Source organism: Streptomyces sp. NBC_00461 (genome assembly GCF_036013935.1).
Taxonomy (GTDB): Bacteria; Actinomycetota; Actinomycetes; order Streptomycetales; family Streptomycetaceae; genus Streptomyces.
Genome location: NZ_CP107902.1, coordinates 5,143,594 through 5,167,901 on the forward strand (window position 1 = coordinate 5,143,594; position 24,308 = coordinate 5,167,901).

21 protein-coding genes and 1 pseudogene are annotated in these 24,308 nt (G+C 69.2%); 12 read left to right on the forward strand and 10 right to left on the reverse strand.

Features of this window, described 5'->3' with window-relative positions:
- Positions 1 to 7 precede the first annotated feature (7 nt).
- Positions 8 to 172 (reverse strand): hypothetical protein, encoded by a 165-nt coding sequence (locus OG870_RS24080; protein WP_266518114.1) that lies wholly within the window; start codon positions 170 to 172, stop codon positions 8 to 10.
- 130 nt (positions 173 to 302) lie between these two features.
- Here OG870_RS24080 and OG870_RS24085 point away from each other — a divergent pair, with 130 nt between their 5' ends.
- The 3 genes from OG870_RS24085 to OG870_RS24095 all read left to right on the forward strand — a co-directional run bounded on the left by OG870_RS24085 (position 303) and on the right by OG870_RS24095 (position 2,946).
- Positions 303 to 1,646 (forward strand): helix-turn-helix domain-containing protein, encoded by a 1,344-nt coding sequence (locus tag OG870_RS24085; protein ID WP_266518118.1) that lies wholly within the window; start codon positions 303 to 305, stop codon positions 1,644 to 1,646.
- Between the two features lie 180 nt (positions 1,647 to 1,826).
- On the forward strand, positions 1,827 to 2,648 hold the full coding sequence (locus OG870_RS24090) for a GAF and ANTAR domain-containing protein (protein ID WP_405624620.1): 822 nt from the start codon (positions 1,827 to 1,829) through the stop codon (positions 2,646 to 2,648).
- Between the two features lie 19 nt (positions 2,649 to 2,667).
- A complete protein-coding gene (locus OG870_RS24095; protein WP_266582989.1) occupies positions 2,668 to 2,946 on the forward strand; it encodes a ribosomal protein L7/L12 in 279 nt (92 codons plus the stop codon).
- A 51-nt stretch (positions 2,947 to 2,997) separates the two neighbouring features.
- Here OG870_RS24095 and OG870_RS24100 read toward each other — a convergent pair whose 3' ends face one another.
- Positions 2,998 to 3,774 carry a hypothetical protein gene (locus OG870_RS24100; protein ID WP_266839293.1) on the reverse strand — a complete coding sequence of 259 codons (777 nt, stop codon included), beginning with the start codon at positions 3,772 to 3,774 and terminating at the stop codon, positions 2,998 to 3,000.
- 309 nt (positions 3,775 to 4,083) lie between these two features.
- Here OG870_RS24100 and thrS point away from each other — a divergent pair, with 309 nt between their 5' ends.
- Both thrS and OG870_RS24110 read left to right on the forward strand, forming a co-directional pair.
- Entirely contained in the window at positions 4,084 to 5,304 is a 1,221-nt protein-coding gene (gene thrS / locus OG870_RS24105; protein WP_266582986.1) for a threonine--tRNA ligase, read from the forward strand.
- A gap of 259 nt (positions 5,305 to 5,563) precedes the next feature.
- On the forward strand, positions 5,564 to 6,538 hold the full coding sequence (locus tag OG870_RS24110; protein WP_266582985.1) for a nucleoside hydrolase: 975 nt from the start codon (positions 5,564 to 5,566) through the stop codon (positions 6,536 to 6,538).
- Between the two features lie 129 nt (positions 6,539 to 6,667).
- Here the strand turns inward: OG870_RS24110 and OG870_RS24115 are convergent, their stop codons facing one another.
- Positions 6,668 to 7,591: an LAETG motif-containing sortase-dependent surface protein gene (locus OG870_RS24115; protein ID WP_266839287.1), complete on the reverse strand. Its 924-nt coding sequence runs from the start codon at positions 7,589 to 7,591 to the stop codon at positions 6,668 to 6,670.
- Between the two features lie 275 nt (positions 7,592 to 7,866).
- A complete protein-coding gene (locus OG870_RS24120; RefSeq protein WP_266518135.1) occupies positions 7,867 to 8,613 on the reverse strand; it encodes a DUF4142 domain-containing protein in 747 nt (248 codons plus the stop codon).
- A 247-nt stretch (positions 8,614 to 8,860) separates the two neighbouring features.
- Here OG870_RS24120 and OG870_RS24125 point away from each other — a divergent pair, with 247 nt between their 5' ends.
- Positions 8,861 to 9,544 (forward strand): DUF6445 family protein, encoded by a 684-nt coding sequence (locus tag OG870_RS24125; RefSeq protein ID WP_266518137.1) that lies wholly within the window; start codon positions 8,861 to 8,863, stop codon positions 9,542 to 9,544.
- A 56-nt stretch (positions 9,545 to 9,600) separates the two neighbouring features.
- Here the strand turns inward: OG870_RS24125 and OG870_RS24130 are convergent, their stop codons facing one another.
- Complete coding sequence (locus tag OG870_RS24130; RefSeq protein ID WP_266518139.1) at positions 9,601 to 9,969, reverse strand: DUF6479 family protein; 369 nt, start codon at positions 9,967 to 9,969, stop codon at positions 9,601 to 9,603.
- 282 nt (positions 9,970 to 10,251) lie between these two features.
- Between OG870_RS24130 and OG870_RS24135 the strand changes: the two genes are divergently transcribed.
- Both OG870_RS24135 and OG870_RS24140 read left to right on the forward strand, forming a co-directional pair.
- Positions 10,252 to 10,656 (forward strand): luciferase domain-containing protein, encoded by a 405-nt coding sequence (locus OG870_RS24135; protein WP_266518142.1) that lies wholly within the window; start codon positions 10,252 to 10,254, stop codon positions 10,654 to 10,656.
- Between the two features lie 283 nt (positions 10,657 to 10,939).
- Positions 10,940 to 12,877, forward strand: a complete 1,938-nt coding sequence (locus tag OG870_RS24140; protein WP_266582982.1) for a YncE family protein — start codon at positions 10,940 to 10,942, stop codon at positions 12,875 to 12,877.
- Positions 12,878 to 13,147: 270 nt separating this feature from the next.
- Here OG870_RS24140 and OG870_RS24145 read toward each other — a convergent pair whose 3' ends face one another.
- A complete protein-coding gene (locus OG870_RS24145) occupies positions 13,148 to 15,838 on the reverse strand; it encodes an RICIN domain-containing protein (protein ID WP_327691406.1) in 2,691 nt (896 codons plus the stop codon).
- A 506-nt stretch (positions 15,839 to 16,344) separates the two neighbouring features.
- On the opposite strand from OG870_RS24145, the gene OG870_RS24150 reads away from it, so the two are divergent.
- Both OG870_RS24150 and OG870_RS24155 read left to right on the forward strand, forming a co-directional pair.
- Positions 16,345 to 16,662: a hypothetical protein gene (locus OG870_RS24150; protein ID WP_323179347.1), complete on the forward strand. Its 318-nt coding sequence runs from the start codon at positions 16,345 to 16,347 to the stop codon at positions 16,660 to 16,662.
- Positions 16,659 to 17,171: a cellulase family glycosylhydrolase gene (locus tag OG870_RS24155; RefSeq protein WP_327691407.1), complete on the forward strand. Its 513-nt coding sequence runs from the start codon at positions 16,659 to 16,661 to the stop codon at positions 17,169 to 17,171. Before OG870_RS24150 ends, OG870_RS24155 begins: the two co-directional genes overlap by 4 nt.
- A gap of 76 nt (positions 17,172 to 17,247) precedes the next feature.
- On the opposite strand, the gene OG870_RS24160 is transcribed toward OG870_RS24155, so the two are convergent.
- Together OG870_RS24160 and OG870_RS24165 are read right to left on the reverse strand one after the other, a co-directional pair.
- Positions 17,248 to 18,624 carry a glycoside hydrolase family 43 protein gene (locus OG870_RS24160; RefSeq protein WP_327691408.1) on the reverse strand — a complete coding sequence of 459 codons (1,377 nt, stop codon included), beginning with the start codon at positions 18,622 to 18,624 and terminating at the stop codon, positions 17,248 to 17,250.
- 135 nt (positions 18,625 to 18,759) lie between these two features.
- Positions 18,760 to 19,236, reverse strand: coding sequence for a hypothetical protein (locus OG870_RS24165; protein ID WP_266582976.1), 477 nt, complete (start codon positions 19,234 to 19,236; stop codon positions 18,760 to 18,762).
- Between the two features lie 423 nt (positions 19,237 to 19,659).
- On the opposite strand from OG870_RS24165, the pseudogene OG870_RS24170 reads away from it, so the two are divergent.
- A pseudogene (locus OG870_RS24170) lies at positions 19,660 to 21,153 on the forward strand (Tn3 family transposase); the annotation flags it as partial.
- 228 nt (positions 21,154 to 21,381) lie between these two features.
- Here OG870_RS24170 and OG870_RS24175 read toward each other — a convergent pair.
- Positions 21,382 to 21,951, reverse strand: a complete 570-nt coding sequence (locus OG870_RS24175) for a TetR/AcrR family transcriptional regulator (protein WP_327691411.1) — start codon at positions 21,949 to 21,951, stop codon at positions 21,382 to 21,384.
- Positions 21,952 to 22,035: 84 nt separating this feature from the next.
- Here OG870_RS24175 and OG870_RS24180 point away from each other — a divergent pair, with 84 nt between their 5' ends.
- Positions 22,036 to 22,959: an SDR family NAD(P)-dependent oxidoreductase gene (locus OG870_RS24180; RefSeq protein WP_266582970.1), complete on the forward strand. Its 924-nt coding sequence runs from the start codon at positions 22,036 to 22,038 to the stop codon at positions 22,957 to 22,959.
- A gap of 141 nt (positions 22,960 to 23,100) precedes the next feature.
- Here OG870_RS24180 and OG870_RS24185 read toward each other — a convergent pair whose 3' ends face one another.
- Entirely contained in the window at positions 23,101 to 24,078 is a 978-nt protein-coding gene (locus OG870_RS24185; RefSeq protein ID WP_327691413.1) for a tyrosine-type recombinase/integrase, read from the reverse strand.
- Positions 24,079 to 24,308 lie beyond the last annotated feature (230 nt).

The window sequence follows — 24,308 nt, forward strand, 5'->3', positions numbered from 1 at the left end:
CGGAGGACTACCCGGAGGTGGTGCTGATGCCGACCGCGGCCGGGGCCTGCGGCTGCTCGGTCGCCGCCCTCGCCGGGCCCGCGTTCGCCGCCAGGACCAGGGCCGCCACGGCGACGAGCGCGGCGGTGAAGCCTCTGGTGTAACGCCCAGTGGTGCCCGTGCGTTCGAGCATCGCGACCTCGCAACAGCAGCGAAGAACAGGGAAGAACAGCGAAGAACAGCAATGCATTAAGCATGCTTAATCCGCGGTTTAACCTAGGGGTCGGCGAGGGTGAACGGCAAGAGGGCCAGGGGGAGTTGGCGTGTCGGAACGTGACGATCCGGTGACCATCGGGCGCAGAGTGCAGCAACTGCGGGCCGAACGAGGACTGACACAGAGGCAGTTGGCGGAGCCCGCCTACACCCCCGCGTACATCTCCACCCTGGAGGCCGGACGGGTGCGGCCCTCCGACGGCGCGCTCAGGCACATCGCCGAGCGCCTCGGGATCGCCTACGACGAGCTGGTCACCGGGCGCCCGGCCCGTCTCGCCACCGACCTGCGGCTCAGGCTGACCGAGGCACAGCGCACGCTCGCCTCCGGGGAGGCCGAACGGGCCGCGGAGCAGTACGCGGCGCTGCTCGCCGAGGCCGAGGAGAACGAGCTGACCGACGTGGCGGCCGTCGCGCTGCTCGGTCTCGGCGAGTGCGCCCTGGACACCGGTGAACTGGCCGCCGCCCGGCGGTTCTTCGAGCGCACCGAGCAGGCCCTCGCCGACGTTCCGCTGCCCGCCCGGGTACCCGCCCTGCGCGGCCGCGCCGTCTCCCACTACCTGGCCGGTGAACTCCGCTACGCCGTCTACCTGCTGGAGTCCACGCTCGACGAGCTCAACCGCGGCGGACTGCACGATCCGGACGCGCTCCTGCTGCTCTACGCCAGCGTCATCGGCCCTTACATGGACATGGGCGCCCACGCCCGGGCCGCCCAGGCCGCCGAGTTCGCGCTCGCGCTGGCCCCGCAGTCCGGCGACCCGGCGCTCGTCGCCCGTATGCACCGCTCGGTCGCCCGCACCCTGCTCGCCGAGGGCCGCATCAACGAGGCCGACGCCTCGCTCGCCAAGGCCGCCGAGCTGTACCGGACACTCCAGCTGCGCACCGAGCTGGCCAACTGCCATTGGATGCGCGGATACGTGTGCGCGCAGAACGGCGAACTGGAGCGCGCGGAGGGCGAGTTGAGGCAGGCGCTCACCATGCTCTGTGCCAAGCGCGCCGCCCTCTACAGCAGCCAGGTCGCCGTCGAACTCGCCGACGTACTGCACCGGCGCGGCAGGTCCGACGAGGCCGCGGCCCTCCTGCACGACGTGCTCAGCGACCTCAGCCCCGAACGCGGCGCCCTGCACTCCGCCGCCGCCCACCGCCTCCTCGGCATCATCGCCGAGGACACCCGCGACACGGAGGCCGCCGAGGAGCACTACGTCCGTGCGCTGAGTCTGCTGGAGCGGGCCGGTGCCGCCGGCGACCTGGCCGACCTGTGCCGGCTGCTCGGCGATCTGCTGCGCCGTACCGGCCGGGTGGAGGCGGCCCTGGACGCGTACCGGACGGGCCTCGGCCACCGTACGGCCCCCGGCACCACCACCCTCGGCCCCGCACCCGCACAGCCTCCTCTGTGACCGTTCCCGCCCTCGCGGTGCCGTGCCGTCCTTCCGGCGTTTCACCCCTGTCGGCAGGGTTACTCGGGCAGCGGTCCCGAGCGGGCGTGACGCCGGTTCCGACCCCCTCGACCCCCTGCTTCGGCGGGTCCGCATCGGGAGCCCGGACACGAAGCTGCCCCGCTGCGACCGAAGGAGGCGGTGGTCGTGCGGCCCGAGGACGACCGTTACGGCTTCTTTGGCGGCGCCCTCCGCCCCGACGGTGAAGGGCACCGTACGTCCGGTCACGACGCCCGTGGGCGAAGGACGGAGCGCGACCCGGACCGGCTCAGGACCGCCGAGGTGATCGCCGAGGGGGTGCGTGACGCGCAACCCGGGGAGATTCCGGCCCGGTTGTGCGGGGTGGCGGTGACGCTGCTGCCGGTCGTCGGCGCGAGTGTGTCGCTGCGCAGCGACGGGATGTCGGTCCAACTCGGCGCGAGCAGCGACCAGGCCTCCTATCTCGCGGAACTCCAGGCGACCCTCGGCGACGGGCCGTTTCTGTACGCCTCCGAGGCCGGTGCCCCCGTGCTGGCCTGCGATCTGACGGCCGGCCGGGACGCGCGCCGCTGGCCGGTGTTCGCGCAGCAGGTGACGGCGGCGGGGGTGCGGGCGGTGTACTCGCTGCCGCTGGGCAATGACACCGTGACCTTGGGCACTCTCGACCTCTACAGTGCCGCCCCTGGCGGGCTGACCGAACACGAGCTGCACCGTGCGCTGATGGTGGCCGGTGTCATGACGCTGGCCCTCATGATCCTGCCGCGGGAGGAGGACGACAGCGGTGCGGACGAGCCCTGGCTGGGCGGGCTGGCCACCGACCACGACAAGGTCTACCAGGCCATCGGCATGATCATGGCGCAGCTCGGGGTCGACGCCGACGAGGCGACGGCCCGGCTGCGGGCCCGCGCCTTCACGCAGGGCCGCACCGTGCTGGAGGTGGCGCGCGACGTGGTGGCGCACCGGATGATGCTGGAAGGCGGCTGAGGAAACCTAGGATCGTGGCATGGACACACTCGGTTTCTCCCTCATCGCCCTGCTCATACTCTTCGGCATCGGCAGCATCGAGAGCCGGATCTCCCGGCAGGACAAGCGAGTTGCCCGGGTCGAGCACAAACTCGACCTGATCCTCGACCACTTGGGGCTGCGCGAGCGGGAGCCGTGGGCGGACGAGGTGGACGCCCTGCTGCGGGACGGCAAGAAGATCGCGGCGATCAAGGTGTACCGGGAGGCGACGGGTGCGGGCCTGAAGGAGGCCAAGGAGGCGGTGGACAAGCTCGGTTAGACGCCGGACCCGCCCTCGCCCTCGCCTCAGGCGTGGAGGAGCACCCGGGCTCTATACGCGCAACCGCGCCTGTTTCCGCACGTCGGCCAGTCGCTGTGCGCCTACCTGTACGAAGGCTCTCGTGGCGTCGGCCGACACCATGCCCGGGCCGCCGTGGGTGAGGGCGATGGTGTCGTCACCGATGCGGACCGCGACGACGTCCAGGGTGAGCATGGTCGGTTCGCCATCGGTCGTCCGCCCGGCGAAGGTGAGCCGCAGCCCCTGCCGGGCGTCCCCGACCTCGGGCAGCTCGGCGTCGCTGACCTGGACGTCCTGCACGGAGCCGTAGTCGGTGACCGCCGTGAACCGGCCGCACGTCGCCGGCAGGGTCTTCATCCACGCCAGCGTCCGGTCCACGTCCGCGGGAGACAGGGCCAGCACCTGGTAGCGCAACTGCGCCTGGTCCATGGAGTCGTCGAGCCCCGTCACGGCCCGCGGCCCGCTCGCGGCCCCGAACAGGTCGTCGGTGTACAGCGCGTCGAGAAGCCGTCGGCAGTCGGGTGCCTGGGCGGTCGCCTTGAGCACGCCGTCCCGCCAGGTCGCGACCCCCTGCGTCGGCCCCCAGGGCGCTCCCAGATCGCCCTCGGTCACCAGCGCGGCGTGCGCCTGTGCCTCGGTGAGGGGGCGGGAGGAAGGAGGGGTGGTCCGAGTCGGCGCCGGCTTCGCGCTGCGCGAAGGGGCGGGCGTCTGGGCCCTCATCTGCGCACCGAGGCTGCACGCGCTCGCGCCCACCAGGGTCCCCAGGGACAGCACGGAGGCGAGGAGGACGCGGTGCGGGGTGCGGGTCATCGGAGTCCTCCCTGGTCACGGTCGGTTGCCTCTCCAAGGGATCACCCCCGGAGCCACCTCACCAGTGAGCCGGTCCGTCCGGGTTACCGACCTCCCCGCCCCACCCCCGAAAACCAGTCGCCCTCTCCCCCCGCCCCCGCGCTACCGTCCTCCCATGAAGCGCGCCCATTCGTTGTTCACGACGACGCCGGAGAGTGTCCCGGCGCGCTGATCTCCGGACTGGATGTCCGAAGCCCCGGGGCGAGTGCCCCGGGGCTTCGTCGTCGGTCGCTCGCCCGTGAGACCCCTGAATTCGCGAGGAGACCGACCATGTACGACCACCGCAGGCTCGGCCGTGAACTGGACCTGTTCGACACCGATCCGCTGATGGGCGCGGGGCTGCCGTACTGGCTGCCCGACGGGGCGATCGTGCGGCACGCGCTGGAGGAGTACATCCGGGACCAGGAACGCGCGGCCGGCTACCGGCACGTGTACTCGCCCGTCCTCGGCAAGCGCGAGCTCTACGAGATCTCGGGCCACTGGTCCCACTACAGCGACGACATGTTCCCGCCGATGGAACTGGGCAGCGAACAGGTCGTGCTGAGGCCCAGTCTCTGCCCCCATCACGCCCTCATCTACCGCTCCCGGCCCCACAGCTACCGTGAACTGCCCCTCCGTATCGCCGAGTTGGGCGGCATGTACCGGTCCGAGCTGTCCGGGGTCCTCGGCGGCCTGACCCGCGTACGGTCCATCCAGCTCAACGACGCCCACATCTTCTGCACCCTGGAACAGGCGGTGGACGAGGCACGCGACGCCCTCGCACTCATCGGCCGCGCCTACGCCGACCTCGGCATCCGCGCCGCCCGCTACCGGCTGTCCCTGCCGGGGGAGGGCGGCAAGTACGTCGCCGACCCGCAGTTGTGGGAGCGGGCCACCGGGCTGCTGGAGGAGGTGCTGGAGGGCAGCGGCGTTCCGTACGACGCCGTGGCGGGCGAGGCCGCCTTCTACGGGCCCAAGATCGACGTCCAGATCACCGACTCCGCCGGCCGCGAGTCCACCCTCTCCACCGTCCAGATCGACTTCCACCAGCCCGAACGCTTCGACCTGCACTACATCGGCCCCGACGGGGCGAAACACCGCCCCGTCATGGTCCACCGCAGCATCATCGGCAGCGTGGAGCGGGCGGTGGCGCAGCTGGTCGAGGAGCACGGCGGGGCCTTTCCCGCGTGGCTCGCGCCCGTACAACTCGTCGTGCTGCCGGTGTCGGACGCGCAGCAGGCACAGGGCCGGGAGCTGGTGCGCCGGGCCGTGGCACGCGGGCTGCGGGCCGAGCTCGCCGGGCCCGAGCAGGGCACCCTCGGCGCCCGCATCCGGGCGGCACGCCTGGTGCCGTACCAGGCGGTGATCGGCGAGCGGGAGGCCGAGGGCGACCTGGCGGCCGTACGGCTGCGGGACGGGCGGCGTCCGGGGGCCGTACCGGTGGAGCGGCTGCTGGAGCGGATCGGCGTATGCACCGCAGCCCGTGGCGCCGAACTGTGGGCGGCTGAGTAGGGTCGTCCTCGTAGCTGGTAGCCAGTGCCCCGGCAGGCAACGTTCGCCTCGTCGCGGCGTCCTGCACGCCCCCCACTGCCCTGAGGGCGTGGGAGGTCCCCACTCGCCGCACCGGGCGCAGACCCGAGTACGTCCAGTACGAGGGCCCGTGCTTCCCCCGGCCTGCGCGCTCCGGGGGGACCCCCGGAGCGCGCACCGGACGCCGCTCCATGACGGGCAGACGTTGCCCGCCGGGGCACTCGGAGAGAGGAGCGCGGCCGTGACCGGTCAGCCCATTCCGGTGATCATCGACTGCGACACCGGTGTCGACGACGCCCTGGCCCTGCTGTTCGCCGTACGGCACCCGGCGCTCGACCTGCGGGCCGTCACCTGCGTCGCCGGGAACACGGACGTCGACGGCGTGGTCCGCAACACCCTGACCGTGCTGGAGCAGGCCGGCGCCCCTGACATCCCGGTCGGCCGGGGCGCCGAGCGCCCGCTGCTCGAACCGGCGCGCTCCGCCACGCACGTGCACGGCGTCGACGGCATGGGCGACCTCGGCCTGCCCGCGCCCACCCGCACCCCCGCCGACGTGGACGCGGTCACCCTGCTGCGCCGCGAGATCCTCGCCTCCCCGCGCCCGGTCACGCTGATCCCCACGGCGCCCCTGACCAACATCGCGCTGCTCCTGCGCACCCACCCGGAGGTGACCGGCAACATCGAGCGGATCGTGTTCATGGGCGGCGCGGTGGCCACCGGGAACGCCACGCCGGTCGCCGAGTTCAACGTCTGGCACGACCCGGAGGCGGCCGCGGTCCTGCTCACCGCCGGGGTGCCGATCACGATGTACGGCCTGGACGTGTTCACGCAGGTCGTCGTCCCCAGCGCCGACGTGCACCGGCTGCGCGCCAGTTCCGAGCCCGGAGCCCGGCTGGCCGGCGAACTCCTCGCCCACCGGCCGGCCCACCCGGGGGAGGCCCCCGAGGCCGAGGAGGCGGGCGGCCTCGGCGACGCGGGCGCGGTGTGCTCGGTCGTCGACCCGGCCGGCATCACCACCAGCCTGCTGCCCGTCGAGGTCTCCCTCGCCCCGGGCCCGGCCCGCGGCCAGACGGTCGTCGACCGCCGCCCGCGCCCCGGAGAGTCCGAGATCCACGAGGGGGTGCGCGAACAGCCGCTCGTGGACGTGGCGTTGGAGGTGGACGTGGAGCGGTTTGTGAAGCTGTACCTGGAGACGGTCGAGATTCCGGGCACCTGAACCGGGCGCCTGAGCCGGGTGCCTGAAGCAGCGTGGTCATGGGGGCCCCACGCCTTTGGCGCGTTCGCGGTCAGGGCATGACGAACGCCCCGGAGCGGGGGTCTCCGGGGCGTTCGTATCGGGGATGGTTCAGGAGCGGGCGGTACGCCGCCGCTTCGTCACCACGACGATCGCCGCACCGGCGGCCAGGAGGGCCGCGGCGCCGCCGGCGATGATGCCGGAGTCGCTGCCGCCGCCGGTCTCCGCGAGGTCACCGCCGCCACCGTTCGGGGTGGGCGCGGGCGCCGAGGTCGACGCCGAGGCGGACGGGGTCGGGGCCTCGGTCGAGGGGGTCTCGGACGCCGGCGGGGTCGTCTCCTGCGCCGGGGTCGACGGCTGCTCGGTCGCCGGGGTCGACGCCGGCGGGGTGGCCGGCGGCTGGGACTCCTCGGACGTCGTGCAGTCCTTCGTGCCGCCGTTCCACGACGCGATCAGCTTGTCCTTGATGACCGGGTGGTCGGGGCCCTTGGGCAGGTCCCCGTGCTCGAAGCCGTCCTTGGCGTCGAGCTTGCCGTCGAACTTGACGGCGCCGCGGTAGAGGTCGATCTGCGCGAAGCAGCCGGCGTCCGGCACCGCGATGTCGAGCGAGTCGGTCTGCCCCTCCTTGACCGTCACCGAGTCGAAGTCGACGAACACCTGCTCGCCGGAGGTGGCGAAGGAGGAGCCGTGGGCCAGGTACGAGGCCAGGGATGCGGTGCAGGTCGTCGCGTCACCCGCCGTACGGACCTTGACGTGGATCTTGCCGCCGTCGGTCGGCTTCAGGGTCTGGTCGTCGACCTTGACCGAGTCGAAGAAGTTGGAGCCGTCCAGCGAGAACTGGCAGCGGTCCGTCTCCGTCTTGGTGCCGGCGCCCGTGCCCGGCTGGTAGCCGCCGCCGGACTTCCAGCCGTCACCACCGGGAGCGTCGGTGGCCCAGGCGCCCGAGGCGGCGGCGACGGTGGCGGCGCAGAGGGCGAGCGACGCGGCGCCCGTACCGAGGAAACGTCGGGCGGTGACACGTCTCACTATGGACATGCAGGATCCCCACTTTTGCGTGTACAGACCCGGCGACGGCGGCGCAGGACAGCATGCGGCAGCCGGCTGTACCGGGGTGAATGGTCTGAGGAACACCGGGCTCACTGGTCACATGCGCCTCAGCGTGCTCACATGGTGGATGCCATGATCGAACGGTGTCAACCTGCGGTGACGCGAGGATGGTTTAATCTTCGATCACGATTTCGCCACAGAGGGAACGGGCGGCTCCAGATCTGTTCGGCCGCCCACACCTCATCTCACTTCTCTCGCGGTTCTCATCTCACCGTCGGGCTCGGGGCGGCCGCCTGGTTGGACGACTCGCCCGGCAGGACGGGCGGCTGGGTGGTGCTGTCGACCGGCGGCGTGAGCACGATCTCGGGCTGGCCCGCGGCGGGCGGCGGCGGGGTCAGGTCCGTGGAGGGCAGCTTCGGCGGGGTCGTCTCCTGGAAGAGGACCTGGTCGAAGTTGACCAGGCCGGTCTGCTCCATGACCGTGATGTGGTCGAGGACCGTCGCGTTCGCCTGGTCGGCCAGGGCCCGCACCACGGTGTTCTTGGTCGTCGAGCGGATCTTCGCGATCGTGTTGAAGATCGAACCGTGCGTCACGCGCAGGATGTTGGCGAAGTCCGTGTCGAACTGCTTGCCCTGGTCCGCGGCGAGCGTGTTGACGAAGCCGACCTGCTGGGGACTGGCCACGTTCGGGATCGTGATGTTGAGCATGGTGCTGATCTTGCGGCAGCTGGCGTCCAGCGCCGCGTGCCCGTCGATCAGGTGCTTGCTCGCGATGAGCACCCCCTTGCTCTGCCCCTTCTTCAGGCCCATCTGCCCGACCGGGTACTCCCACAGCCCGGCCGCGCGCACTTTGACCACGAAGTCCCGGTCCGCTTCCGTCAGGGGCCCCCACTGGGTCTGCGCGATGATGAGCGTCCCCGAGCTCGATGTGGTGTTGACTCCGAGCATCGCGGGATACGCGAGCGCGGCCAGCGTCACGCTGAGCGCACCGCCCACGAAGAGGGTTCCCATCGCATTCCGCGAAAAGCGCACCGTGCCTCCTGCCCGGTCGAGGGTCCCGCCGAAGATCCGCGGGGTCGGACGGAGGGGAGTACGGATCGGGTTCGCCGCGGAACCTTTTGATTTGGTAAAAACCTCGGGATGTGAGGCAGGTAACGCCCCTCGGGCCCCGGCCGGTTGACGGAATGTTGACCAACTCCACGGGGAGTTGACCAAGTCGCGGGAGAGTCGAGACGAACCCCCGACCTAGATTCGGGCCATGCCCCCACAGCCCCGCAGACTCCCCACGGCCCTGCCCGTCCTTCCCTACCGCAAGCCCACCAAGGGCCGCGACTACTGGGTCCTGGACGACGTCCTGCCGGACGTGGACGCCGTAAGGGAGCGCTGTCTCGCCAAGGACGACTGGGTCAAGGGCTATCCGTACACCTCGGAGACCTGGCCGGGCCTGCGCACCATGCCGGGCCTCGAACCCGCCGAACTCGCCCGTGTCGAACGGCTGGTGAAGAAGTCGACCGGCGCGAAGGAACTGTGGGTGCAGCAGGCCCCCGGCGGCGGGACCCTCAACCACAACTGCGTCCAGGTCGTCGGCGAGGGCGAGAGCGAGCCGCGTCCGCACACCGACTCGCGGGCGCTGTGCCGCTACGCGGCGGTGCTGTACCTCAACCCTGACGTCCCCAAGGACTGCGGGACCGCCTTCTACCGTCAGTCGCTCCCCGGCGGCCGGCTCGGCGGCAACGTCGTCCAGGCCCCGCACAACAACCTCGTCGAGGCCCTGGGCACACGGTTCGTCGCGCCGGACGCCTTCGAGGAGGACGTACGCGTCCCGCACAAGTACAACCGCCTGCTTCTCTACAACGCCAACCTCGTGCACAGCGCGACGGGCTACTCCGGCCGGACGCTGGAGGAGAAGCGCATGACGGCGGTCTTCTTCTGGATGGCGTAGAGCCCTTCCGGCCGGCGCGAGGCCTGGTGCGTCGGAAACGCACGAGGGCTGGCGTGTCAGAAACGCCCCACGCCGCCGCTGCCGAAGGAGCCGCTGGAACCGGGCAGCCAACGCCGGCGGTGCTGGTCCTTTCCTGTCCTGCTTCCCGATTTGTGGAACTCGTACGGCATGAGCCGCTGCCCGCCCTCCGCGTGCGGAACCTCGTCCGGTTCCCGCATCTCGCGCATCTCCCGGACCGCACCGCTGTCCGGAAGGTGGGGTTGCTCGTCCGGGTTGGGTCGCGGCAGTTCGCGGTCCCGGACCCTCATGCCGAACTGCACGGCCCAGATCAATGCACCAGCGATGATCAGGCCACCGACAAAGGCGGCGATCACGTTGAGTAGTTCACTCGACGTGGCCGCTGTTACAAGCGTCGCCGTACTCATGCCCCAATTATCGCCGAAAGGGAGAGTTTGGGGAGTCTTCGGCATTTCCGCAGCTCAGGGGGGTCGTCCGGGGGCGGACGACCGCTGCCTCACGGGGCCGGGTGCCGGGGCCACGTGCCGGAGACGGCAGGGCGCAGGAGGCCTGTACGCCGCACTGGTCCTGGCACTGGTCCTGCCGCCCGTGCCCACGTGGGAGAAGGGGGCAAAGTGAGCAACGTCTCCTACGGGTTACGGATCCCACAATGTCTGGTGTCCGCGCGGTGAGCACCGCACCATGGGCTCATGACACCGGCCCAGAAAGCCATGAACCAGCTGGCCGCCTGGCCCGACCTCAGCCCGTGCGAGGCCGGCTGCGGCACGGGCCGGGCGCTGCGTTCCGCACGGGACGAGATCGTGCACTTCCACTCCGACCGGGATGTGGATCTCCATCTCACCGCCCGCGCGATCCAGCGGTTGCACTACGACTTCGCCGAGTCGACCGCCATCCGCCTGGTGCCGGGCTCGCGTTGGGTGACGATCCACCTCGACTGCGACGCCGATGTCGACCTGCTGCTCAGCCTGGTCAGCGTCGCCCTCAAGGCCCATACGGGCACACAGAGCCCGCCGGCGGCAACGGAACCGTTGATGACCGTGTGCAACTTCCACCGCGTGACGGTGCTCCAGCGCGACGAGGCGGACGAGGCCTGACGGACGGCGGGGCCGACGGACGGCGGGGCCTGGCGGACGGTGCGGGCTGACAGAGGCGGAGAAGCGGCAGAGAACCGGTAGGGAACCGCAGGGAAAACGTCTCCTCTGAATTTCCTCACACCGAAAACCCCCTCCTCAACTGTCACAGCCATGTCATACGCTGCTCCCAGCAGCCGCGCCCCGCGCGTCACCGCAGTCCAGCGGTCATGTCCGGGTGCTGCGCGGCGCACTCATCTCCCCGGTCACACACCGGGTTTCTTCGTGGGGGTTCAACACTGTGCGTATGCGCAGCATTTCGACCGCGACAGCGCTCGCGGTCCTCTTCAGCTCGGCGGCGCTGAGCGTCGTCGCGGCCGGCACCGCCTCGGCGGCCACGGCCCGTGTCACCTCGCCCGGCGGCATCGTGGCGGACGGCGCCCTGAAGCGGGTGTTCGTCGGAGACAGCTCCGCCGGAACCGTCGCGGCCACCGACTACTCCGGTGCCGTCCTCGGCTCGGTGGGGGGAATCACCGGGGTCAGTGACCTCACCGTCTCGGACGACGGGGCGACCGTGTACGCGGCCGCGCCGGAGATCCACGAGATCTGGGCCATCGACGCGGCCACCCTCGACGTCAAGGCCCGCTACACCGTCTCCACCACCACCGGCCCGCGCCATGTCGCCTTCAGCGGCGGCAAGGTGTGGTTCTCCTACGGCGACCAGTGGGACGGCGACCTGGGCTCGGTCGACCCCACGGTGGACCCGGCGAGCGGCACCGACCCGGTGGCGCTGAAGCAGTACTCGTCCAAGCTCTGGGGCCAGGCCCTGCTGGACACCGACCCGACCCAGCCGGGCATCCTGGCCGTCGGTGAGACCGGTCTGTCGACGGACTCGATGGCCGTGCTCGACGTGTCGAGCGGCAAGCCCACGCAGGTCGCCTGGCACAACGGCGACTACTCCCTGAACAACGGCATCGGGGACATCGACCTGGTGCCCGGCGGCGCACAGGTGCTGGTCAACGGCAGGGACCGGGACGCCTACGCGGACGGCGCGTTCAAGGCGGCCGGCTCCTACCCGAGCGGCCAGCGCGCCGACATCGCCTCGAACGGCCTGGTCGCCCAGATCAGCGGCAACAAGATCCTCACGTACCAGCCCAACGCCACCCTGCCGCTGCACACCTATGACCTGGGCACGTCCAACGCGGCCGGCCTCACCTGGGCGCCGGACAACTCCCGGGTCTTCGCGCTCGTCGGCTCGGAGAGCGGCTACAGCCTCAAGGTGCTCAGCGACACGGCGCTGAACAACCCGACCCTCACGGTCAACGCCCCGTCGACCGCGACCCGCGCCAAGCAGCTCACCGTCACCGGCAAGCTGTCGGCGACGGTCCCGCTGCCGGTCGGCGCGCAGCTCCAGGTCACCCGTACCGACCTGGATTCCCCGAACGGCAAGGCGCTGCCCGTCGTCACGGTGAAGTCGGACGGCACGTACTCCTTCTCCGACACCCCGCCGGCCGGCGGCACGGTCACCTACAAGGTGACCTACGTCGGCGACGCCGACCACTCGGCGGTCACCGCGTCCGACAAGGTCGAGGTCTCCCGCGCCTCGACGAGCCTGTCCGTGAACAACAACGGCAAGGTGTACTCGTACGGCGCCGACGTGAAGTTCACGGCGCACCTCGGTACGACGTACAAGAACCGCGTCGTCGAGATCTGGGCCAACCCCTTCGGTGGCGACAAGCCCAACAAGCTGATCAAGACCGGCAAGGTCGACTCCAGCGGCAACATCTCCGCGTGGGTGGACATGACCCGCGACACCGACGTCACCGCGGTCTTCAAGGGCGACTCCCGCTACAAGCCGAAGACCGTCAAGTCGACCGGCTACGCCAAGGTCAAGGTCTCCACGGCCGTCACCAAGAACTACAAGAAGGCCGCGATCGGCTCGCACACCTACTACTGGTTCCACAAGAACACCGCCCCGGTGGTCACGACGACCATGACGTACTACCAGGGCCGCAAGCAGCGCCTCGACCTCGAGGTCTACTACGCGGGCAAGTGGTACGAGACCGACGGCAGCCCCCAGTACTTCACGCTCGGCACGAACGGCAAGTCGGCCGTCGACCTGGGCGCCCCGGGCGAGTCCGGCATCAAGGCCCGTGTCCGGGCGGCGTACATCAACGGCTCGTCGGGCGACACCGTCAACTCGACGACGTACACCGACTGGAAGTACATCTACTTCTCCAACTGACCGACAGTCGCGTGAGGAACGCCGGGTCGGTGGCTGACATAGCCACCGACCCGGCGTTCTTCGCATCCCCCTGGAACGCGGCCCAGGCATCCGCCGTGAAAGAGCCATCCGGCGTCCCGTCTGCCCCGGCCCTCCTGTGCCGAGCAGGTTCGGCACAAACCGGCTTCTCAAGCTGATGGCCAGTGGGCGGGTGAGGCCGGAAAGCGATCGCTTTCCGGCCTCACCCGCCTGCTGCCCTACTGCATTACTGTCTTACGTGGGTTGACCCTGTCACTGGATGGTCCAGGCCTGGTTGGACTGGTTCAGGGCCATCCACTGTGCGATGGCGGCTCCGTTCGCCGTCGATCCGCTGCTTACCTCCAGGACCTGCCTGCTCTCGAAGTTGCGGATGAGGTATCCGCCGCTGGTCGGCTCGAAGTACCACAGCTGGTTGTTGCCACCGCCGTAGGTCCACTGCTGCGCCGCGGTCCCCTTCCAGTGGCTGGAGAAGTTCATCTCGAGGGCCTTGCCGCTGTTCCTGTTCACGATCTTGTAGAGCTGCCCGGTGACCGGAACGATGGTCCACTGCTGGTTGGCGCCACCGGTGCTCGGCCACTGGACGACGCTGCCGCCGTCGGCGGTGGACCATCCGTAGACGTCCATCATCTGACTGCTGTTGACGTTCTTGATCGTGTAGAACGTCGACGGGTTGATGGTCGGCGTACCGGTCGCGTCCTCCAGTGCCCCGCCGGCCCGCTGCACACTGAAGTCCGTGATGTAGAAGTACGCGCCGTCGGTCTTGGCGACCCGCACGTAGCGGAACTGCTGGCGGATGTCGACGTTGCTCGTGAGCGTCGCGGCGAGCGGCAGGGTGTCCGTCTGACGTCCCAGGACGGTGTAGCTGCCGAAGGACGGGTCGTTGGAGGCCCGGATCTCGAAGTTGCCGCGGGTCTCGGACTGGTCCAGGTTCTGGCGGGTCGTCAGTGAGAACTGTCCGAGCTGGTAGGCCTGCCCCAGGTCGACCTGCCACCAGGGCGAGGTGTCGGTCCCGGTCGGCGACCAGCCGGTCGCGCCGTTGTTGTCGACGGCCTTCGAGGCCTCCGTGCCGGTGCCGTAGACCGACGAGGAGGACGCGGGCTTGTTGTAGGCGAGGTTGAGCTTCGCCGCCAGTCCCTGGTAGGCGGACTCGAGACCGGAGGCCTTGATCACCGTGTCGCCGGATGTCGTGTTGTTGGTGAGCGTGACGTTGGAGCCGTTGCGGTTCTGGTTGATGAATCCGTCGGTGTGCGACAGCACGTTGTTCGAAAGGGTCATGTTGTTCGACCCCTCGTCCAGGTAGACGCCGTGCACGGCGTTGCCGCAGGCGGACGGCGCTCGTATCGCGTCGTGGATGTAGTTGCCGTTGATGACCGTGCCCGGGTCGTTCGAGAGGTGGTAGATGCCGGCGGAGTCGCAGAGCCGGTTCATCACGTTGCCGAGCCGGTTGTAGCTGATGCTGTTGTTGCCTTCGGCGTTGGCCGCCGACTGCCAGCCCCAGCCCAGCGAGATGGCGGCCCACGGAACGTCGGAGATGTCGTTGTGGTCGATGGTGGTGCTGTTGACGAAGCCCGCGTCGATGCCGGCGGTGCCCAGGTAGTCCTCACCGGTCCGGGTGATCAGGTTGTCCTTGACGGTGACGTTCTTGACCACCTCCCGGGCGTCCTCACCGGCCGGTGAGGTGGGCGGGTTGTAGACGGTGTGGTACTCCACGGTCGGGTCGGAGAACTTGCCGACCATGATCCCGTTGCCGGCGATGTCGTGGATCAGGTTGCCGGTCACGGTGCTGTCGTGCACACCGTGGTGCAGGTCGAGGGCGGTGGCGCCCATCTGGGTGAACGTGTTGCCGGTGAAGGAGAGGCGGTCGGCGTACGAGGCCTGGACCCCGGCCGGCGGACGGTCGACGTACTGGTTGTTGGAGTTGTCGGCCGAGAGGTTGTAGTTGCCGCCCTGGGCGTTGAGGTAGCCGTTGTCGGTCGCTTCCATCCAGGTGGTCTGGGTGAAGGTGATCCCGGAGAAGCGCAGGTCGTGGACGGGACTGCCGAGGTTCGTGCCCTTGATGTCGAAAAGCGTCTTGAGCGTCGGCGCCTGCACGGAGGCCGTGGACATGTCCTCGCCGGGACGGGGCTTGTAGTAGACGGTCTGCGCGGCCGTGTCGACGTAGAACTCACCCGGCTCGTTGAGGAACTCGTGGGCGTTCTCGAAGTGCAGGGGAACGCCGTCGGAGAGCACCGGGAAGGGGCGCTGGAACAGGATGCCCGCCTCGTGGTCCTGGATCGAGATGTTGGCGGTGCCGTTGCTGGAGCTGATCGACTTCAGCCGCAGGTAGCTCTCGCCCCACTGCGTTTCCAGCATCATCTCGACCTTGCTGAGCTGGTCCCAGTTGGAGACCTGCGAACTGAGCACCTTCAGCAGCTTGTTGGTCTTGTCACTGCCCTGCAGCTGGAAGTCCGAGCCGACGTCGGGGAAGCGGGCCCGGGTGGCGCGGACCCCGTTGACGTACAGCTGCCGGAAGTTGAGGCTGCCCACGGGCGCCTTGTACTCGCCGTTGGCAGCCGCGGTCCAGCCGGTGACCGCCTTGCCGCCGGTGATCACGGGCGTCTCACCGTTGTACGCCTGGTAGACGACCGTGTGGCCGTTGGTGCCCGAGTCGCTGGTGCCGAAGGTGACCGGAGCGGTGAGGGGGTAGGTGCCTCCGCGCAGGTTCACGACGATGTCGTCGGACATGTTCGTATTGACGGCCCGGACCGCGGCCTGGGCGGCCTGGACGGTCCTGAACGCCGCGGCGGTGCTGGTTCCCGAGCTGCTGTCACTGCCGTTGACAGGGTCGACGTAGAAGTTCGTCGTGGCCGCGTAGGCAGGTTGAGCGGGTAGCACGGCCGCGAAGACGACAGCCGCCGCCGCAAGCGCCTTGACCGTCCCCGCACCGATGCGTAGAGGTCTCATCTGTGGTGCCCCTCCTCCATACCCCGCTGCTTATGAGTAGCATTTATCGAGGTAGAGGACGTCTACGTCAAGACGATAGGCTTACTTATTTTTCGCAGGCGCAACATCGATGACGTGCGGACGCATCAATGATCGACGCCATGCGCACCACCCGCAGCGAAGAAAAATGCCAGGCAAGGGCGCCATCGACTCAAACTTGCCGCGCATACCCAACCTGTCCAGCGAAACCGCAACTCCAAAATGAGTACTACTCATGCCGGGCGTTGGTCGCTGTATTCAAGTGCTTCGACAGCGAAGAACCCCTTCTCCATGAGTGGCGGCCCCGTCTGCCGTGCGCTCCTTCGAGGAGCGCCGCGGGTGACCTCGCCCTCCGCCCGGCCGAGCCCAAGGCAGGTACGCCGCCGTGCACATCGATCCCGGCCGGTTGCCCCATGAGCCGATCCAGCACTGACGGCATCCCACCACCTGCTCCACACCTGACCCGACTCCCCACAGAAGGAACGGACATGAGACAGGCAATACCCACGGCCGGAAACTCCCGGCGAGGCCCCTTCGGCCAGGTGGCACGGCTGCTGCTGACGTTCTTCGTCGCGATCGCCCTGAGCGGCGGCAGCGCCCTCGCGGCCACCGCGCAGGACAGCGAAAGCGCTCCACCGGCCGCCAACCACGCTATGAAGGCGATGGCCGCCATGCAGCCCGGCTGGAACCTGGGCAACACCCTGGACGCCATCCCCGACGAGGAGTCCTGGGGGATGCCTCTCACCACCCGCGAGCTCCTCCGGAGCATCAAGGCGCAGGGCTTCAAGAGCGTCCGGATCCGGTGACCTGGAGCAACCACCAGTCCGACACGGCGCCGTACACCATCCACGCCGCCTTCCCGGAGCGCGTCAAGGAGGTGACGGACTGGACGATCGCCGAGGGCCTGTACGTCGAGATGCCCCTTCACCACGACTCCTGGCAGTGGATCTCGGCGATGCCGCAGGACCACGACGGTGTCCGCGCCCGCTTCGACTCCACCTGGAAGCAGATCACCGCCACCTTCCGTAACACCTCGCAGAAGCTGCTCTTCGAGAGCGTCAACGAGCCGCAGTTCAAGGACGCAACGGAACTGGCCAGTTCGGTTCCGATTCGTTGGCGCCACCCGTTACCTGGGCAGAACCGCCCACGCCTCACATGTACAGGGCGGATCCGGCAGGCTCATGAGTGTGCCCGCCGACCGGATTCGTCCCCTGTCGCCTGGGCGGAGCCTGCGCCGTGCCGTTCTCGCCGCAGGCTGCCGGTGGTGCGGCACGCCGCGTGTGTCGGCGGCACGCTCCGTCACCGCCGGATGTGAGACAGGGCCCGGATGTGTGACAGCCCGGCCGAAGCCGGCCGGCGGCTTTCCTCTGCGCGGGGCCCCGTGGTGTGCCTCAGTACCAGACGGAGAAGGTGGCGTCGGCCCTGGCAGTGGCGGTGGAGATGGGGTCGATGCGCAGCACGTAGTCGTAGTGCCGGATGTAGCGGTCCGGGTAGTTGTACGAGCGGAACGACGACCAGGACGAGTCGGCGAGCCCGGCGGTCTTGTGGAAGGTGGCGTCCTGGGCGAACTTCGTGGTGCCGTCGTTGACGTCCAGTCGCAGCTGGTAGTAGGAGTGCCGCAGGTAGCGGGTCGGGTTGTTGACGGACTGGAAGGAGACGCCGGAGGAGTCGGCCAGCCCCGGCACCAGCTTCCATTCCGAGTCGGTGTACGGGTCGAACGGGTACGGGTCGATGCGGCCGATGTAGTCGGCGTGCCGCCAGTACCTGTCCGGGAAGTTGTAGGACTTCAGCCGGTTCCAGGCGGGCGTGCCCCACTTGGCGACCAGGTTGTCGTACACCGTCTGGGGAATCTGCTGGATGGTGGCGTGTTTGGAGTTCAGCGGCTGGGTGTAGACGCGCCGGTCGGAGGCGGTCCAGGTGCCGGTGGAAAGGTCGCTGGTCTGCCAGGCGTAGAACAACCCGTCGGCGTCGCCCCACAGGTACCAGGTGCCGGAAGCCTGGGCGAGGATCGGGGCCTCGATGCCTCCCTGCGGCGCCACGCCCGAGGTGAAGATGGTGAAGCTGCCGGGATCGAGAGAGGTGGACTTCGCACCCACGAGCTTGTTGTGGTCCTTGACGTACAGGTAGTTGACGCCGTTCACGCCCACGGCCAGGTCGCCGTCGATGATGTCGTGACCCGGGTCGAAGAAGACCTGCGGCGACGTCACCGTCTTGAAGTCCGTGGTGTAGTTCACCATGATCACGTTGTGTCCGCTGCTGTTGACGGACGAGTAGATGATGGCGTACTGGCCACGGGAGGCGTCCCAGAAGGCTTCGGGCGCCCAGCTGTGGGTGGCCATCGAGTGCAGCTTCAGCAGGCGGTAGTTGTCGAAGGAGCGCAGGTCGGCGGAGTCCCAGACGTGGATGTACTGGCTCTGCTTCGTCCAGTCGGTGCCCTTCAGGTCGGTCGCCATGACGACGAAGCTGCCGTCCTGCTTGGGCAGGAAGAAGGGATCACGCAGACCACCCGTGCCCCCGGTCGGGGTCACTACGGGGTTGTTCTGATTCAGCGGCATCCACTGCAGCGCGTCGGTGCTGACCGCAAGGTGCAGGCCGTAGTCCGCGCCAAGGCCGTTCGGCGACCAGGTGAAGTAGCCCATGACGAACGGGGAGCCCGTCGCGGCGCCCGCGGACTGGCTACCGATGGTCAGCGCGCCGGTCATGGACAGCGGCACGGCCGCGGCCATACCGAGGAACAGCCGGCGCGACGGGAGGGGAGTTGCGCTCATCTGGTGTCTCCAATGGGGGGCGTACAAAACCAGGGAAGTGGTCGCATCGAAAGACCATTCTGATCGATATATCGAACATTGTTCGGTAAATCGGTCAGACGCTAGAAGAGTGAATACGCGGCGTCAACGGTCCTGTCAGAATTGCCGGCGCGGGTTGCGTTGACGCCTCCGGGTTCGGTGCGAACTCGGCCGTCCTCGGCACCGGACTCGGGGCGCGCCGCTCGTCAGCGCCAGGGGGCGGCGAGCCAGGTGGTGTCCGCGGGTGTTCTCCAGCGAGTAGTGCAGCAGGGCGGACGGCGTCAGGTGTTCCAGTGCGATGCCCTGCGTGGTGAGCGCGCAGGTGAGGTCGAACTTCGCCCGCTGGCGGTGGACCAGGTGCAGGTGCGGCTGGGTGTCGACCGTTTCGAAGAAGTCGTCGAGCCGCGGGTCCTTCTGAATGATTCGGAACGGCTCGGCGTAGTCGGTGAACTTGTTAGCCCTGAACCCTGGCACGGACGGCTGGATGATCCGCAGGGAGAATGCCATCTTGAGCGCGGAGGTCAGGCAGCTGCTGTGGTAGCGAACCTCGGGCCGCCCCAGGATGGTGACCGACGGAGCGTTCACGTCGGTCAACTACCCGGCCCTTCAGGGCCGGGTAGTTGACGCACTTCGAGGACCCGAAGCCCGGCTACGTGGCCGACTGGCCCGACCTGCCGTCCTGGCAGCAGGAGACCGATGCCGACATCTTCGAGGCCATCGAGAAGTCCCTGAACTGATCGTCAGCGAGCTCTCGACCTGACATCAGAGGGCGGTAAGTGACGTGGCGTCCGTTTCGCTGTTTCAGGTGGGGTAGGGGGTTGAGGAACATCGGAACGAAAACTGGCGCTAAGCCCGTCGCGTGCCTGAGAGCGCTTTGACCTGGTCTTCTGTGGGGGCGGAACCTTCGACAGTCGTGTTGATCATTGACTGTGGAGGTCCGGGGTGCCGGTCGAGTTTCTGACGGATGCACAAGCCGCTGCGTACGCGGCGTTTGACGGGGCGCCGTCCCGTACGGGATGGGAGCAGGTCCGCCCGACCGTGCTGGCCTCCCTGAACCTGCCCGGCGAGGCGGGTGAGCACCTGGCGGCGCGGGCCGCGCTGCTGGACGGCACATACCGGGAGGTCGCCGGGCGGGTGCCGGCGAACTCCCAGATCGTGTTCGACGACGACGGCCGCCTGCACTTCGCCGCCCTGGAACCGGAGCCCGAACCCGCCTCGCTCCTGGACCTGCGGAAGGCAGTGGAGGCAATGATGCCCCGCGTCGACCTGCCGGAGGTCCTGCTGGAGGTGTTCTCGTGGACCGGCGCCGACCAGGCGTTCACCTCGATCACCGGCGGCGAGGCCCGGCTCAAGGACCTGCACGTGACGGTCGCCGCGCTGCTGGTCGCGCACGGCTGCAACATCGGCTACACGCCGGTCATCGGCGGGATCGACGAGCTGAAGTACGGCAGGCTGTCGCACGTCGACCAGACGTATCTGCGGCTGGCCACCTACCGGGCCGCGAACGCCACCCTCATCGAGCACCAGGCGTCCATCGGCCTCGCGCAGGCGTGGGGCGGCGGGCTGGTCGCCTCCGTGGACGGCATGCGGTTCGTCGTCCCCGTCCCCTCGGTCTACGCCCGGCCGAACCCCAAGTACTTCGGGCGCCGGGGCGGCGCCACCTGGCTCAACATGATCAACGACCAGGCGGCGGGGCTCGGCGGGAAGGTGGTGGCCGGCACCCCGCGCGACTCCCTGTACGTGCTGGACGTCCTCTACGACCGCGACGGCGGCAAGCGCCCGGAGACGATCGTCACCGACACCGCCTCGTACAGCGACATCGTCTTTGGACTCCTCACCCTGGCCGGGTTCGCGTACGCGCCGCAGCTCGCTGACCTGCCGGACCAGAAGATGTGGCGCATCGACCGCACCGCCGACTACGGCGCCTTCCAGGAAGCGGCCCGCGGCCGGGTCGACCTCGCCCGGATCGAGCGCTGGTGGGAGGACATCCTGCGGATCATCGGCTCCATCCACACCGGCGCGGTGCGCGCGTACGACGTGATCCGGATGCTGTCGCGGGACGGGCGGCCGACCCCGCTGGGGGACGCGATCGCGCACTACGGGCGGATCGCCAAGTCCCTGCACATCCTGCGGCTGGCCGACGAGCCCGGCTACCGCCGCCAGATCAAGGCGCAGGCCAACCTCCAGGAGGGCCGCCACGCACTCGCCCGGAAGATCTTCCACGGCCGCTCGGGGCAGCTCTACCAGCGCTACCAGGACGGCATGGAGGACCAGCTCGGCGCGCTCGGCCTGGTCCTCAACGCCGTCGTCCTCTTCAACACGAGGTACATGGACGCCGCGGTGGACCAGCTGCGGGCGGACGGGTTCGACGTCCGCGACGAGGATGTCGCCCGCCTCTCGCCGTTCGTGCGACAGCACATCAACATGCTGGGCCGGTACTCGTTCAAGCTGCCCGAGCTGCCCGGCGGTATGCGCCCGCTGCGCGACAAGGACGCTGCCGACGACGAGTGACGTCGTACGGCGGCGCGTCGAGGTCGCCGCCATCTTGACCTAGGCGTCCGTGCTGGCCAGAGCCCCGGAGCTGGTTCCGCGAGTCGTCACACCGGCCGGGGCCGTTACGGCTTCGCGGACCCGCTCGGCGGCCCGTCGGCGGGCCCGGTACGCCTTCTGTCGGCAGGCGAGGCGGTCGTAGAGGGCGTCCCGGCGGTGGCCGCGACGGCGGCGTACCCCCGCGGTCGGTCAGCGGGCGGTGAGCCCGGTGAGCAGGAGGGCGAGCCATCGGGCGCGGGCGGTGGGTGGCTGGTCGGCGGGGAGGGTGAAGAGCATCAGGTACAGGTCGTCGACGGTGAAGTCGGCGCGCAGACCGCCCTGGGCTTGTGCGGTGCGGATGAGCCGGCCGAGGGCCTGGGTGACGCGGGTCTCCACCTCCTGCATGGCGGGGTGGGCTGCGTGGTCGGCGCCGAGCGCGTACGCGGCTGCTTTGACGGCGCGGTTGTGGGCGACGGTGTCCATCACACGGCTGAGGAAGCCGGTGAGCTCCGCCATGGCGGGTGAACCCTGGCTCTCGCGTTGCAGGCACTCTTCGGCGTCGTCGGCGAGTGTTTCGAACGAGGCGGCGACCACGGATGCGACCAGGTCGCTCTTGTTCGGGAAGTGCTTGTACAGGGTTCCGACCGCGACGCCCGCAGCAGCGGCGATCTGCTCCATCGACACCTCGGGCCCGTGCTCGGTGATCTGCTCATGCGCCGCGGTCATGATCCTGGCGCGGTTGCGGGCCGCGTCGGCACGCAGCGGTCGGGGTGAGGTCATGGAGCCCTCCGGGACCATTTGACGAAAGATGAATGATGCTTCACTCTACAACATGAAGCGCCATTCACTTTATGGAGGTTGATCATGGCCAGCACGACCGACCGGTGGACCGAACAGGACATCCCCGCCCAGGACGGCAAGGTCGCCGTCGTCACCGGCGCCAACAGCGGCCTCGGGATGCAGACCGCGCGGGCCCTGGCCGAGCACGGCGCGCACGTCGTCCTCGCCGTGCGCAACCTCGACAAGGGCCGCGAGGCCCTCGCCCGCATCAGCGAGCGTGCCCCGGGCGCCAAGCTCAGCCTCCAGCGCCTGGACCTCGCCTCCCTCAAATCGGTACGCGCGGCCGCCGATGAGCTGCACACGGCGCATCCGAAGATCGACCTGCTCATCAACAACGCGGGCGTGATGTTCACACCCCGGCAGAAGACCGAGGACGGGTTCGACATGCAGTTCGGGGTCAACCACCTCGGGCACTTCGCGCTCACCGGCCTGCTGCTGGACCTGATGCTGCCCGTGCCCGGCTCCCGGGTGGTCACCGTCAGCAGCTTCGGCCACCGCATCCGGGCCGACATCCACTTCGACGACCTGCAGTTCGACCGCTCCTACAACCGGGTTGTCGCCTACGGTCAGGCCAAGCTGGCCAACCTGATGTTCACCTACGAACTCCAGCGCCGCCTCGCCCCGCACCACACCACCATCGCCGCCGCCGCGCATCCCGGCGTGTCGGATACCGAACTCATTCAGAACATGAGCGGCCTGGTGCGCAAGGGGTCCGAACTGGTCCAGCCTCTGCTGACCCAGCCGGCCGCCATGGGAGCGCTGCCCACCCTGAGGGCGGCCACCGATCCCGCCGTCACCGGAGGCCAGTTCTACGGCCCCAACGGCGTGGGCGGAACCCGCGGATACCCCGAGGTGGTCGCCTCCAGCAAGAAGTCCCACGACACGGCCGTCCAGCAGCGCCTGTGGGCCGTGTCCGAGCAGCTCACCGACGTCCGGTTCTCCGTCTGAGGCCTCCACCCGCGATCCGGCCGACCAGGAGGAGAGAGTCGGCCTGCGCTGCTACTCGCGGGCCCCGGAGGACCTTGGCCGACTATGCCCCTGGCGGCGTGGGCGCCGGGACGGCGGTAGGGCACACCGGTGACAGCAGGGTCAGCGGCGCGCGTCGCCGGGTGCGAGCAGGCTGGTGACCTCGGCGATCGCTTCCGCCGACGGGTGGAAGTAGCGCCGTACGTTCTCCGGCTTCTTGTGCCGGGACTTGGCCATCAGCATCGGCAGGCTGGCCCCGGCCTCGCCGAGGTGGGTGAGCCCGGAATGCCGGTATTCGTGCAGGTCCCAGCCCGTGCCCGGTACGCCGCCGATGGCCGTGTGCGCATCCAGCAGGGCGCGGGCCTGGCCGTAAGACAGCCGGACCAGCCCGGTGTCCGGGCACACGTCACGCGGCGCGATGACCTTGCCGGGACCCGGCTTGCGGTGGGTGACGAACACCGGCCCCCGCGTACGGCCCTTGACCAGCCGGGGCAGCAGGCGGGCGGTACCGGCGTCCCAGTACACGGGCTCCAGGACGTAGTCCTCGCGCGTAACGCCGCGGCGGCGGGTGCGCGGCTTCGCGCCCTTGGCCTTCACCGGAGCCCGGCGCCCGGCGAGGTCCAGCTCCTCGATGTTGACGCCCAGGATCTCCTCCGACCGCGCGACGGTTTCGTAGAGCATCCGCCACAGCGTCTTCTCCCGGAGATGGACGTCGCGGCGGGCGATCAGCCGGTCGACCGCCATCTTCGAGCGGGCCGGAGTCTCCGAGTCCGGCGGGGGCATCCGCTTCACCCAGGCTGGCACCTTCGGGCCGTCGTACCCGCGCTCGGCACACCAGCCCAGCCAGGACAGCACCGCCGCCCGGCGGGCGTTCCACGTGTTGACCGCCGCCTCGCCCCACAGCTGTTCGAGGGCGCCGCCGATCTCGTCGTCCGCGACGGTGGCGAGCGGGCGGGCCTCGCCGAGGTGTTCGGCGGTCTTGCCGACGCCGATTCCGTACGACCGGAGCGTGTTCGCGTTGTCCAGCGAGTCGAGGAACACGTCGGCCGCCGCGCGGACGGTCAACGCCTTCCCGGCGGGCAGTCGTACGACAGCGGGCACCGCTTCCCCTTGCCACAGATAACGGGTCCGCTTCGCGCACGGCCCCGAGAACGTCGCCGCAGGTCGTGATCAGCGATGCCGCAGATAATAGGGCGTTATCTGCGGGAAGACTTCAGAGGGGTCCGGTAGCCGACGCTCCGTCAGCCGCCCACCAGGGCCGACGAAGGCTTAGCGCCAGTTTTCGTTCCGATGTTCCTCAACCCCCGGGTAGCTGGGCCGGCCTCGCACGC

Excerpts from the sequence above, each read along its gene's own strand:
- OG870_RS24130 (WP_266518139.1), bottom strand. The coding sequence starts at position 9,969 with ATGAGTACGGCGACGCTTGTAACAGCGGCCACGTCGAGTGAACTACTC.
- OG870_RS24100 (WP_266839293.1), bottom strand. The coding sequence starts at position 3,774 with ATGACCCGCACCCCGCACCGCGTCCTCCTCGCCTCCGTGCTGTCCCTG.
- OG870_RS24140 (WP_266582982.1), top strand. The coding sequence starts at position 10,940 with ATGCGCAGCATTTCGACCGCGACAGCGCTCGCGGTCCTCTTCAGCTCG.
- OG870_RS24120 (WP_266518135.1), bottom strand. The coding sequence starts at position 8,613 with ATGGGAACCCTCTTCGTGGGCGGTGCGCTCAGCGTGACGCTGGCCGCG.
- OG870_RS24115 (WP_266839287.1), bottom strand. The coding sequence starts at position 7,591 with ATGTCCATAGTGAGACGTGTCACCGCCCGACGTTTCCTCGGTACGGGC.
- OG870_RS24095 (WP_266582989.1), top strand. The coding sequence starts at position 2,668 with ATGGACACACTCGGTTTCTCCCTCATCGCCCTGCTCATACTCTTCGGC.
- OG870_RS24080 (WP_266518114.1), bottom strand. The coding sequence starts at position 172 with ATGCTCGAACGCACGGGCACCACTGGGCGTTACACCAGAGGCTTCACC.
- OG870_RS24135 (WP_266518142.1), top strand. The coding sequence starts at position 10,252 with ATGACACCGGCCCAGAAAGCCATGAACCAGCTGGCCGCCTGGCCCGAC.
- OG870_RS24145 (WP_327691406.1), bottom strand. The coding sequence starts at position 15,838 with ATGAGACCTCTACGCATCGGTGCGGGGACGGTCAAGGCGCTTGCGGCG.
- OG870_RS24150 (WP_323179347.1), top strand. The coding sequence starts at position 16,345 with ATGAGACAGGCAATACCCACGGCCGGAAACTCCCGGCGAGGCCCCTTC.
- thrS (WP_266582986.1), top strand. The coding sequence starts at position 4,084 with ATGTACGACCACCGCAGGCTCGGCCGTGAACTGGACCTGTTCGACACC.
- OG870_RS24180 (WP_266582970.1), top strand. The coding sequence starts at position 22,036 with ATGGCCAGCACGACCGACCGGTGGACCGAACAGGACATCCCCGCCCAG.
- OG870_RS24175 (WP_327691411.1), bottom strand. The coding sequence starts at position 21,951 with ATGACCTCACCCCGACCGCTGCGTGCCGACGCGGCCCGCAACCGCGCC.
- OG870_RS24160 (WP_327691408.1), bottom strand. The coding sequence starts at position 18,624 with ATGAGCGCAACTCCCCTCCCGTCGCGCCGGCTGTTCCTCGGTATGGCC.
- OG870_RS24125 (WP_266518137.1), top strand. The coding sequence starts at position 8,861 with ATGCCCCCACAGCCCCGCAGACTCCCCACGGCCCTGCCCGTCCTTCCC.